Source organism: Pedobacter sp. PF22-3 (assembly GCF_026239555.1).
Lineage (GTDB): Bacteria > Bacteroidota > Bacteroidia > Sphingobacteriales > Sphingobacteriaceae > Pedobacter.
The window spans coordinates 1-12,352 of record NZ_JAPIVP010000011.1 but is presented as its reverse complement, the minus strand read 5'-3'; the positions used below and the strand labels follow the sequence as shown (position 1 = coordinate 12,352).

At 38.4% G+C, this 12,352-nt stretch carries 8 protein-coding genes; 3 read left to right on the top strand and 5 right to left on the bottom strand.

From position 1 onward, the window contains the following. Positions 1–159 precede the first annotated feature (159 nt). From OQX63_RS14675 to OQX63_RS14660, 4 genes are all read right to left on the bottom strand, one after another. Positions 160–393 (bottom strand): hypothetical protein, encoded by a 234-nt coding sequence (locus OQX63_RS14675; RefSeq protein WP_265851605.1) that lies wholly within the window; start codon positions 391–393, stop codon positions 160–162. A 187-nt stretch (positions 394–580) separates the two neighbouring features. After that, positions 581–1,222 (bottom strand): hypothetical protein, encoded by a 642-nt coding sequence (locus OQX63_RS14670; RefSeq protein ID WP_265851604.1) that lies wholly within the window; start codon positions 1,220–1,222, stop codon positions 581–583. Between the two features lie 230 nt (positions 1,223–1,452). Continuing rightward, a complete protein-coding gene (locus OQX63_RS14665) occupies positions 1,453–2,943 on the bottom strand; it encodes a tetratricopeptide repeat protein (protein WP_265851603.1) in 1,491 nt (496 codons plus the stop codon). Between the two features lie 143 nt (positions 2,944–3,086). After that, positions 3,087–4,937: a hypothetical protein gene (locus tag OQX63_RS14660; RefSeq protein ID WP_265851602.1), complete on the bottom strand. Its 1,851-nt coding sequence runs from the start codon at positions 4,935–4,937 to the stop codon at positions 3,087–3,089. A gap of 866 nt (positions 4,938–5,803) precedes the next feature. Between OQX63_RS14660 and OQX63_RS14655 the strand changes: the two genes are divergently transcribed. From OQX63_RS14655 to OQX63_RS14645, 3 genes are all read left to right on the top strand, one after another. Beyond that, positions 5,804–8,323, top strand: coding sequence for a KAP family P-loop NTPase fold protein (locus tag OQX63_RS14655; protein WP_265851601.1), 2,520 nt, complete (start codon positions 5,804–5,806; stop codon positions 8,321–8,323). 160 nt (positions 8,324–8,483) lie between these two features. Beyond that, positions 8,484–9,764 carry a hypothetical protein gene (locus OQX63_RS14650; protein ID WP_265851600.1) on the top strand — a complete coding sequence of 427 codons (1,281 nt, stop codon included), beginning with the start codon at positions 8,484–8,486 and terminating at the stop codon, positions 9,762–9,764. Positions 9,765–10,023: 259 nt separating this feature from the next. Then, positions 10,024–11,244, top strand: a complete 1,221-nt coding sequence (locus OQX63_RS14645; protein WP_265851599.1) for a toll/interleukin-1 receptor domain-containing protein — start codon at positions 10,024–10,026, stop codon at positions 11,242–11,244. Positions 11,245–11,323: 79 nt separating this feature from the next. Here OQX63_RS14645 and OQX63_RS14640 read toward each other — a convergent pair whose 3' ends face one another. After that, on the bottom strand, positions 11,324–11,794 hold the full coding sequence (locus OQX63_RS14640; protein WP_265851598.1) for a hypothetical protein: 471 nt from the start codon (positions 11,792–11,794) through the stop codon (positions 11,324–11,326). Positions 11,795–12,352 lie beyond the last annotated feature (558 nt).

Here is a 12,352-nt window from a genome sequence, read left to right as displayed (position 1 = left end):
CACTGCACTTTCCTTTCTTCAAGGCCCTTGAAATGCTTTAGGTCTGTTGTATAATCTTCAAAAACCTAAAGTACCCCATCAACATTATAGCTAGGAGAAATGACAAACAATAATTAATTTCCTTTTTACTAATATCCTATCGAAATTATTATCCTTCATTTAGAAGGTATACTTGCGCGTATATTCAAAACCATTATTGTTTGCAATGGTAAGCAAAGGCTGTATATTCTCTGAAAACCTTTTCTTAAAGTCTTTTTCAGGCAATTTCTGCGGATCAGCGTTCGGAAACAGGCTCAGGTAATCTTCCAGCATGGGTTCGTTAGGGTAATTTCCAGTCATTACTTCGATAGCTGTTTTTTGCAGCCGGTAATACCCTTCAAAGTAATCTTCCATCCTGGGCAGTTTGTTATTCTTCCGGCTGTTAAATGATGGATCGGCCGGGATGAGGTTCCAGATCAGATCATGCGATACAAAGCAGTAGGGGATAAAATGTTCAACGGCGAAGCTGCCATGTGTTAGTTTTTTATGTGTGTATATACAATCCAGCGGGCCGGTATGGTCTAAAAACCTGTTCCAGAATTTACGCTGTTTTAAGAGGTTTGTTCCTGCGCGCAGGTTTAATCAGTTTATATGGGATATCAGGAACGTTGGGGTTGTGTTTCTGCAGGTAAAGGCTCAGGTGCCAGTAACAAAATGCCTTTAAAATACCGGCATGCTCAACCAGGTAACCATGCCACCGCGGGTTGATGGTAAGGTTTTGCTCATTAAGGGCATAGGGGCAATCGTTTTCAAAATTTGCTGAACAGCGGTATATCTCAGCACGGTTTCCTTTCAATTCCGCAAACCATGGGCTCAGGTAGCGGTGCGGTACCTCTTGATCAAAATATTGTATAGCTCTGGCAGTTGATGGGTTCAGGCTGTTAATAATTTTCTGTTTAACCAATTCCTGTTTTTCATCAATGGTGATACCTTCCAGTTCTTGTATCTGGCTAATGGCCCGTTGTAGCTGGTCCTGCTTGCCGAATGAAACATGGAAATAATTTACGGTATACCAGGCTAGTGAAACCATACCTGCAAAAATCCAGTGTTTGGGTATTACAGTATTTTCTCCTTCTAATTCTGATAGAATGGATAAGAGCAAGTAATATTTGTAGGTAGCTGAAGTATTGTTGAAACTTGCTGCTAAAAGGTTTACAGGTAAGCGTTCGTGTAATGGTATCATTCAGGTGCAAGATATTGTTTACGTAAAGATTCAAGAAATATTTTTTCCAGGTATAAGATAAAACAACATTTCATGTGAAATTGTCACCGTAACATGGCAGAAATAGCAAAGAAATCCGCTCCTTTAAGATGAGCCACTTGAAGGTTTAAAATACCAAACCTGAGGTGCTTACCACGATTCTTTCCCGACATTAGAAACAGCAATATCAAGGGTTGCGAAGATTAGATTTTTTATTTAAGAAATTTAACTTGATAGGGTTTTAAACGGTATTTGCTTTTATCTGGAAAAATAAACGTGAGTGTTGCACGCATCTTCGTGACGTCAACCTTGGCGAATTTGTCAGTTACTAAAAATGAAAAAATACCATTCCTACAGCTTTTCAAATCCATTTTTATATAATTCATGCTAGGGTTTGGCAATAAGGTGTAGAAATATACAAAATTGCCATCTTTCATTTTTATGGAATCGATTTTTTCACCGCCTTTGAAAATATAGGCGTCCTCTCCAACCGAAAAAGTGCGCTCAAAATCAACATTATCTTTAAATACCTTATCCATCGGAAATGTGAATGACATAACTGCTTTCTTAAATTGCACTGTTTCCTGCGAAGGACTTTTTATTGGTTGTAGAAGAGTACCAATTTCTTTTTTGCTTAACTCAGGTGAATTTTTGACCCGTTCGTTATCTTGGGTTTGAACCTTTATTTTGCTTATTCTGGATAAATTTGTAATAATTAAACTATTTTGAGGTTGGGATTTTAATCCTTCCAGATAGCTTTTCCTGGCACTATCGATCTGACCTAATCTAACAAAGCTATTGCCCTTAAGTAAATTGCAGTAAGCGAGAATTTTTGAATTATTTATCGTCAAATTTTTTGTGCGAATGATATTTATAATTTTAATTGCTGCTTGATGCTCACAGCGGCTTGAATAAAGTAAAGACTTGACCAAATCACTGACAACATCCACTTGTTTCAGTGCGGTCTTGAATTCAATAATTTTTGGATCTTCAACTCTAATCAATGTATCTCCTGACTTGAAGGAACTGCAATTATTCATGATGTTGTGTAAATAAATATTACAGAAGAAAACGCCGTCAGAAATATCTCTTGAGCCAAAGATAAGCATTGATTTTTTATAACATTTTGAAAAGGTAATAATCGAATCCTTTAATTCTGATTCTGAAATAGCCGCTAAGTGTTTGTCTAATTTATCAATGACTACGCTCGTATCGGAGATTTTTGAATGCAAGTCGTTCATCATCTGGCCAACAAAACCTAAGTCTTGTTTATCGGAGAATTTAGCAACCATTATTGCCAGTTTTTTTTCATCTTCCTGACAACTTTTGCTAATTCTTGAATGAAGTTGAAAGAAAAAGTACATGGCAACTAATATGCCTAGCAATGATATCGCTCTTATCATCTTAGCCAGGCGACGAAGGGATTTTGAGTATTTATAGGAAGACCTTTCCCTACGGTTATCACCATTTGTTTTTTCGTGTAGCACTAAGCCTGTTACACGGAAAACTAAAAACAGGATACAAAGGTAAAGTATAAAACCTCTTGTAAATGGAATGTATTCCGAAGGAATAAAAGTTAATACAAAAGAACCGAAAAAATTTGAAATTGTAAACAGCGCTGCGCCAAGTGCGATAAATAACTGAACAAAACTTGTCCATTTTTTGATAGGATCAGAAACCTCTAAAAATTTATTCCAAAACATATTTGAGCGTTAAAAGTCGTTGATACTGTAAAAATAAAGTATAGGTGCGAATTCACAAATTAGTCAGCATTAATCTTTGGTTACGGTTGGAATTCAGTTTCGCAAAAAGAGTTTTTGTTTTGGCACTGGTAAAATGTCGATTATTATTTACTGAATTTTCGAAATGCGCTGATCATTTGGAATAAGAAATAAGAGATACCAATCCTGCTGAAAAGATCAAAAAGATATAATACTGAAGGAAATTTATCTATGTTTTCACTTAAGTCCTTGGTTCTGTGAGCAGGATTTACCAGTATTGCCCACATTTTTAGATTATCGCGGATAGCATGTATATTGGCTGGGATATCATCAATAGAATTTAAAAAATGGTTATAGTCCAGATATTTGGTGCTGAAAAATGCTACTGGTAAAAAACTTATAATCGAAAATATGAACAGCCCCAATAATGCCCTTAACCAGCTTTGCCCGAAATCGTTGCTCATACTACTAATCAGGATCAGATACTCACTCCATTTTATGGGGCGGTTTACTGCGACCGACTTTTTATAATAGTGCATTTCATGACGTTGAAATTCAAGCGACAGTGGGACATCACCCTGTTTTTGGGCTGAGAATTTTAATTGCCTATATATTTCCCTTATCTCAGCTAGTTTTTGAAATAGGATTTGTCTGGCTTTACTAACTTCCGCGATGTCGCCTTTTCGTTTCGTTGTCCTCAACTGATTTTTTAACTCCGCAATGTGCTCGGTTTCTAATGTATGCGGATGGAACCAAACTACGCTGGAAGATGAGATTTCAGTTAGCAGAACATTATGCATCCTAATCATGTCAAATGAACTTAAATCAGCTTGAAAAAAAAGTGCTTTGCCAAGATTAGAGTTGGCAATTTGAATATAGTTGCTTCGAAGAAGTAAGGGATCGTTTTGATCTGACCGTTGGCGTTTCGTTGCGCGAAGTCCTGAAAAAATCAGTCCGCCCTGGTTTATCGTATCCCGAATAATCAATTCTCCTATGGCCAAATTGTTAAAGCTAATATTTGTGCCGTTGTTAAAACCTTGAATGTCAATTGTATTAACGTCAAGGTCGTTGAAGTTTATGTTGCCAGAAAGATTCGCGCTTAGGTGTAATGATATTCTATCAATGATCGACCTTTCGGTATAATCACCTGGGCTGCCCATGGCGAAAAAGCCTGAAGCAAACTTACATCCCTGGATGTGGTATTCTGTAATCAATTTCGATCTATCACTTTCCCTTTTCCTATAATCTACCCAAATGCCTTTTTCAAAGTTAGAGGAGAACAGGTAGAGCCCTTGAGAGACCGTTTTGCATCGTACTAAATTGACCATTCCCTGGAAAATGGAATCTTGTAACATGATATGTTCTTCAAAATCGCAATGGTAGATCTGACATCCGCCAGAAAATGTATTTTTTTTATTCAGGTCAAGACTCCTCATTTTGCAGGACCTGATCGCGATTATCTCAAATACTGTAGATTTATGAACTTTGATGTCATTTTTTAATATACAGTTCTCAATGTAAAGACCGGCGCTGTAATTCGATGATGAAATCTGGAGACCGCCGTTTTCAGATACAATTCCCTCCAATGCCGCAATAGCATTGAACTGGCAATGGTCAAATTCGATATTATGTGATACCTCAAATTTTTTTACTATAAAACTGTCTTCGAAAGTACAGTTTTTGAAGTGAATGTTTTTGGTCTCAATACCTGGTGAGCTTTCAGTAGCTGAAGACGTTAAATTTTCGAGTGCGATTTCGTATTGAAAGGTGCAGCCCTCAAAGAACATCCCCTTTTTTAAGTCTACGTTTTTTAAGTAAAAGGGTTTTATAAAATGAGAATCTTGAAGGTAGAGCGATGTAGCCTTATAATGATTACTATTCAAGTGTATAGCGCCTATCGTCTTTCCGCTAAGCCGTATTTCCTTGTTTTCAGTTGCCAGGTCGGCAGCAAGATCGTAATTTTCATTAGTCAACATGAGCGTTATATATGGAAATAAAGATATAAAATTGCAATGACTAATAGCGTTGCGGAATGTTAAGATTCTTTTGGATAATCTAACGCATAAGCGGATGACAAGCAAATACCTCCAAAAAGTTGATAGAGATCTTTTCTCAGGTTTGTGTCTGCTGATTCACGGATACTTATGATAACTAATATAATTTTTCTGTAATTGAATGTATTGAAAAACACCGCTCGAATGTTAGATTAGCAAAGTTTAATTTATTGCAGGTCTGTATAGTTTCCAAAAACTTATCAGGTAACTTTCTAGGTTCTTAATTTGATTTTTCCCAATCTGTTAAATGTGATTAATTTTAGAATTATTTGGTACAAGATAAAGTTAGCCCACATTTAATCTACTTTTACAATTTTTCTAGAAAGATTATTCATTGTGTAGGGTCGGAAACGGTGTGTTGTAACTGTGCTTTTTTGTTGGCCAACTATAAGTATGGAAAACCGTAATTCAAGACGAATCAAATAGCCGAACTTTGACAGGCGTTACAGCTTTGCCTGTTTTACGGGGGGACATGTCTTTGGCTAATTGTATATCAGGTAGCGAAATTCGGGATAAGTATATCTTTTGAGTAACAGTGAACCTATTGTTTATTCCGTACTCATTTTGAGTATTCTTTAATTATTTAGTTGTGATTGTTTTTATTGAAATTGTTAAACGTAATTAGTGCGTTATGGCTTTCTTTTGAAAGGACCTTTATCCGAAGGGATATTGATTGATATGTCATTGCTGGTTATTTTGTATAGTGGTTTTTATAGAATATTTTTATCTTCTATTTTCTTTTCTATACCCAGCTTATTTATAAAATTATTTACCTGATAAAACGCTCAATGCTTAAATTAAAATTCAATGCTTTTCCGTCACTTGCAGTGGCCATTTTTCTCCTGATTCTACTTTTTTTTAGGCTTCCGGTATCCAATCTGCTAGATGCGATATTGGTAACTCCTATATTTTCTCATTTTGAAAGTAATTTTTATCAGGATCTTTTATTGATCGGGGTATTAGCTATAGCAGGGTTTTGGACTGCGAAGCGGGTAAGCAGTGAATTTCTACTCCAGGCTTTCCTATTTATCGTCGTATTTTATCTACTGGAAAAGTATAATTCTTTCTGGAAATTCAAGTCGTTAGTGATTTTGCAGGAATTGGGTTATTTTGATTTGCTATTCGGCTTTGTCATCCTTACGGTTTTAATGAATTCTCTGTTTTTTAAGGAGTCGAGTAAGTTGGAAGGTGAGTCTTTATCAACAGGTTTTATTGAGGATAATGCCGTCGTTACTGCAGAGCAGGATCATTTTCATCGTAAGGAGGCAGCTGCTGCGATTGCAAAACTGGTTTTAGAGACCAAAAACACAAAATCTTTTGCTATTGGGATTTTAGGTGCCTATGGTAGTGGGAAAACTTCTTTTTTGAACCTTATTAACCTCGAACTTAAAAGGAAGGATGTGATTCAAGTGGTTTTTGATCCATGGCGTGCTTCAGACCCCCAGATGATCCGTAAGGAGTTATTTGATCTGCTTGCTTCAAGGATAGCTGAGGTGGACCTGAAAATATCCTCGCTGATCTACAGTTACGGACGCAGGCTTGCCGGTTTTGATACCAGATCACTTTCACTGCTGAACTGGCTGGGATTTTTTAGGAAACAAGGAGGGGTTCAGAGTTCCGGTGAATACCAGCAGATCAATAAAATGCTGGGCGCAACAGGTAGAAAAGTGGTGGTAACTATTGATGATCTGGACAGGCTTTATCCCGCAGAAATTATTGAGGTGCTCAGGTTGATCCGCAATACTGCCAGTTTTTCTAATGTGGTGTATTTGGTTGGCTATGATAAGGGATATGTTCAGGGTGCTATTGATTCGCTTAATAATTCGGCAGGGGATTACCTGGATAAGATTTTCCAGCTGGAAATCCTGCTTCCAAAACGTGAAGCTGATAATCTTCTTTCATCACTCAGCAACGAACTTAAAGTGATACTTAGTGAAGAACATTATGCTGTGTTTGAAAAAGAGATGATCCCCTTCGGTTTTAAAGATATCTATGGCCGTGCTTATGGCCAAGTACTTCGCCAGGGCAGGGATGTGGTCAGATTCCTGAATACCTTTAAAATTGCCTACCAATTAATAGGAAAAGAGGTCGATTTTCAATGCCTTTTGCTTTTGGAACTGATCAAGTTCCGTTTCACAGACATATATGATTTGATCTATACCCATCATGACCGGTTTTTATATGAGCAGCCCCTTATGGCCAGCCATCAGCAACATTTCTCGCCACGTATGGCGAAGGAGAAAAGTTTTAAAGATCGTACAGAAGGAATAACAGTATTCCGGGAATATCTGCAGGGAATGGGTAAGTTTTCCGCTGACGATATTGAGCTGGTGGATGCGCTTTTTCAAGCCCTGTTCAATGGAAATAGATACAACCGGCCAGAGGCGAAAAATTCGATTGCTTATCCACTTTATTTTGAGATTTACTTCCGCTACCGCCTCTCGCAAACTGATCTTTCGGATAATGAATATCAGGCGGCCAAAAGCCCCGGGGATATGGTTGCTTTTATGCAGTACTGCGCGAGCCATAATCTGCATAAGCAGTTGATGACAAGGTTGCTGCAGGAGGAGAGTTTTAAAAATAGAATGGAGTTTGAACAGGTGATCCGCTGGATATTTGTCTTTGGACGGACTTTTGTCGAAAAGGAAGGTATGTTTAGGTTCAACTATGAATCATTGATTAGTAAGATATTTAATTACAATAATTCAATCATTGATAAATTTTATAAGGAGCATCCAACCCGTTATAAAGAATTTATTAATAGTTTATTTTCTGCCGCTATAGCGCCTTACCTATTTGAGAATGAATTGATCTTTCATTTAAAAGAAAAGGGGGGCTTTGTACTTTCGGCTGATGAACTGGCTACCCATCAGCTATCCTATTTTAGAAATTATGCAGAAAGCAGTCATGGACTTAATGACGATGTATTATGGATTTTTTATGGGGCAAGGGAATATTTCAATTATGATTCGCTGGTAGGGCGCACTAAAGGATGGAGATTCGAGCCTGCTCTGGTGGAAAAAATGAAAGAATATATTACCAGTAAAGATTCTAAGGAATTTTTAAAGTTTAGTATCCATCGAGATATCCGTGAAAAGGGCATGGTTTCTATCTATACCCAGGTATTGGATATGTTTGAAAATCCATTAGAATTGGCCGCGATAGTTGCAGGAAATCCTTTTCTTGATGCGAAGATCAAACAGGAATATCTCGAACTTTTGGGTAAACTGAGTGCGGTTGATTATAAGGAGTATGTAGAAATGGAGTTCCAATCGGAGCTCAAAAAGGAGGATGGTGATAAAGAATAATGTCAGTATGCCCAGTATGAAATATTGTATATTGGCGATCCGAGAATCGATTATAATTTAGAATTACCCATGTTAACCAGATTTTTATTTCAAATGGGTAATATTGCTAGGTTGGGTAAAATTTGCTAGATTGACAGATCTAATTAATAGCTCATTAGGCATGTCGGATATAAAAATTAAAATAGGTCAGATAGGAGATGTTGTCGATACTTTTCAGGTAGAAAAAATCGATTATTTCAGTAACCAGAATTTTTCGGATTTCGAGGTTCTGCTGGTGAAGGTATCCAAGTTGAGCCGAGAACTGGGTGATCTGCTAAAATTGGTACATCGCCCGAGACAGCTGGAACTCGACGCTTTGCTGGAATGGACCAAAGCAGAGTTGAGCATGTTCTTCAACCACGGCGGTTTGGTGCTACTATTTGTGGACGAGATACCATCAATTAATCTGGTAGAACCAATGGAAGGTTTCCAGATGAGCAATGAAAATGAGTTTTCGCTCATGATGTTGGATGCGAATGATTTTGATCTCCAGCACAAGGTCGGGAAAGAATTTGCCCCGCTCCATGAGTTTGAAGCGCTTCATAGTCATTTCTGGTTTAAATACCAGTTTTTGTGGAACAAAGTTGCTGGTACACCGATCTTTAAACCTAAAAGAGGGAATGGGTATGCAGGTTTTAAGTTCAAAGTTGGGAAGGGATGGATATACGGATTACCGGAAGCAATGTATCAGCCGTCTTTTGACCATATTACGACACGTGATTTCTTAAGTGATATTCAGCAGTTGTATGATAAAGCCAGTAAGGACAGCTCAGCTTTAAAAGTACCTGCCTGGGCAGAAAAGTATCTTATCGGTAATGAGCAACAGTATGTGGTTATTAAGAAAGAGCTTGAAAAAGAGAAAGCGGAACTTGAATCAAAAATTATTGAAAACGAAAAGCAGCTAGAGAAATTTTCAGAAATCAAGCGCTTGTTATTCGCAGGTGATAATGCCTTGGAGCAGGTTGTAGAAGACGTATTTCGGAATTTCGGATTTAAGGTTGTTGTACCCGATGGTAATAACGATGACCTTAATATCCTTGAAGATGACTTTACAGCGGTAGTAGAGATTAAGGGATTAACCAAGTCTGCTTCAACGGCTAATGGCATGCAGCTTGAAAAATGGGTGAGCAATTATGGAATAGATAACAATATAGTTGCCAAAGGAATTTTGATTGTAAATGCCTATAAAGATCTCGCACCAAAAGATAGAAAGGAAAAAGCATTTCCAGCGGACCTGTTAAGCTTCAGTACCAAAAGAGACCATTGCCTGATGCTCACTCTGGACTTACTTAACATATACCTAGATTTCTGGGTAGGACTCATAACTAAAGACGAGATCAAAAATTTATTATCTTCTACAGTGGGTGTTTTATATTATGAGCCACGATTTAATTTCGGTTGAAGCAAATAATGCGGCAGTCAGCGGATTTGGTGTAGGATATTGTTGTAGATATCGGCAGTAAGAGGTATTTAGTGGGGAAGAAACAGGCAATAAAATGTATCATAACACTGTAATACAAGATCACTTTTCGCATTTTACCATTGCCGAAGGTTTCAATTTTCACAAACTAATAAACGAGCTTCGAACTTATAAGTTTTGATTACCTTGCTTTATTAAATTTAAATTAGATACTATTTAAAACACTTTAAATAAAGACCATTTGAAGATATTTTTGCATTATAGCTGGGACAATGAACCGCATAAGGATTGGGTTTTGCGACTGGCAAACCGTTTGGTTGCGGACGGTGTAGATTTGTATTTTGACAGGTATGACCTCAAACCGGGCGCAAATAATCTGCATTTTATGGAACAGATTGAACACGCCGATAAAGTTATCCTGGTGATGTCAGAGGGATATAAAAGTAAGGCTGAGGATCGCCGCGGGGGAATAGGCTATGAGTACCAGATTTTGGCCTCTATTCTCTCACGGTCGTTAACAGATACTAAATTTATACCGATTTTACGCGGAGACAGGTATCAGGATTGTATCCCGATGCTGCTGAGTTCCTATCTATACATTGATTTTTCTGATGATACCACTTTTGAGGAGCGGTATATAGCACTTTTGAGGACGGTTTTTGATGAACCAGAAATTATAAAGCCTATACTGGGAAAAAAGCCTGATTTCATGGTGCCTAAACCTTCAAAGACAGCAGATGTTGTTGCCGATATCTTTTCGCTGGGTTGGTCGAGACAAAAGGTAAAGAAGGTTCTGGGGCCGTCCCAAAGCTCAGTTGGTATTCAGGAACAATATTGGAGCCATGGGCTGGAGGTTTATTATAACAGGCACTGGAACAGGGTTGATGGAGTATTGGCCAATCATAGCAATGCGGGAGTGCAGTATGAGGATGAAATTTACGGGGTTAAAATCGGAGATACCTTTGCCCAGGTTAAATCCCGTCTGGGAAAGCCCTTGAACTGGGGCATTCCCGATGAGCATCTATCCATGGCATTATACCTTATAGATGGCGTTTACCTTACAATTCCGATCTGGAGGGCCGTGCCTAACCATGCGCCGATGGAGATCAAACAAGGAACTGTAATGTCGATCGGTGTGGCTGCCGAGCATTCGATATTGGCCTGTACCCCTTTGGTCATGATTGCAATTGAAGAGATCAGGCAGGGAGCAAAGCGGCCTACACTACTGGAACACCGGCGTGGAAAACTGGATTATGATCCAAAGGCGTTGTACTGGAGGGAACATTATGAACTGTCTGCTGTTCAAATTGGCATTTACGGAGGATATTTTGTTCAGGTGTGTTTTACTGAAAGTAAAAAAGAGTTAGTTTTCTGGCTGTATGACTTGGCATGGGATAAAATGGTGATCAGATCTTTGGTTGAACAAGATCGGATGGATGATGATCACGGTGACCAGTCCTGAAGGTTTGGAGTTTCTCTACTTTAAGATGCTGGTGCGGCGATCTCTAAATGACCATGATACGGCATGCTAATTAGGCTTGTTAGATTAACCGATGGTCTTTAAAAAAGGCCACAATTTCTGAAGTGCTATTCAACGAATATTTTTCTCTGATGAAATTCAGTCTTTTTTCAACGCTGCTTAAACCTGACGGGCGTAAATTTTTGGAGTGCAAAATTTCGGGAATATGTTTTTGTGGAACCCCCTGTGATAGAAGTTCTACTATGGTAATATCGAATACGCTGAACTCAGAGCCATAATCTGGGACTTTACTGGTATTTTGTCGCTGATAATCCGTTTTGGCTGGTAACTGGATTCTGATCTCATTGAAAACCGGGCTATAATCCATCTTTCCATTGATTGACTCAAGCCTCTTTTTGGTAGTATCTAGACTATCAAATACGGTTTGGTCATCACTAGTTCCGGAACCATTATTACCGTAGGAAATTAAAATATGATTTGCTATGCGTTCAAAACGCCAATGAATATGGAAGGCATTTCTATGCTGGTTCATAATTAAGGCTAACAGCGATGTGTCCACACGATAGCGCCTGCGCGGGATTCGATAGCCATCGGATGACGGAAAAACGGAATAAAATGCCGCCCTAACTGGTAGATTGTACTTTTGATACAGTCTTTGATCACTTAAAGTGCGCATTGGGTCGGGGCAACATTCGTTACATCGATGGCATTGCTGCTACAGGTATCTTCGATGTACCCGTTAAGTTTTCAACTTGCCGGATCAGCAACCCTGATGGGTAACCAGATTTTGTGAATAAAAAGGCCGGTTTTGTTTACCCCCGCTTTACCTGTTGTTTACCCTTTGCTGGTACCAAGCTTACCCCTGGGTTACCCTTTGGTTACCTATTCTTTACCTATTGGTTACCTATTCTTTACCCATTAGTTACCTATTGGTTACCTAAAAGGTAAACAATGGGTTGTTTTAAGGTAAACATTTAGGGTATTTATGGTTATGTTGCCATAAAGCAGGCAGCTTGCCTATGCCTGCTGTCTGCCCTGCCTACTACTGCTGGAAGAGTTCATTTTTAGTTCATTGGCGTTTACTTACGTC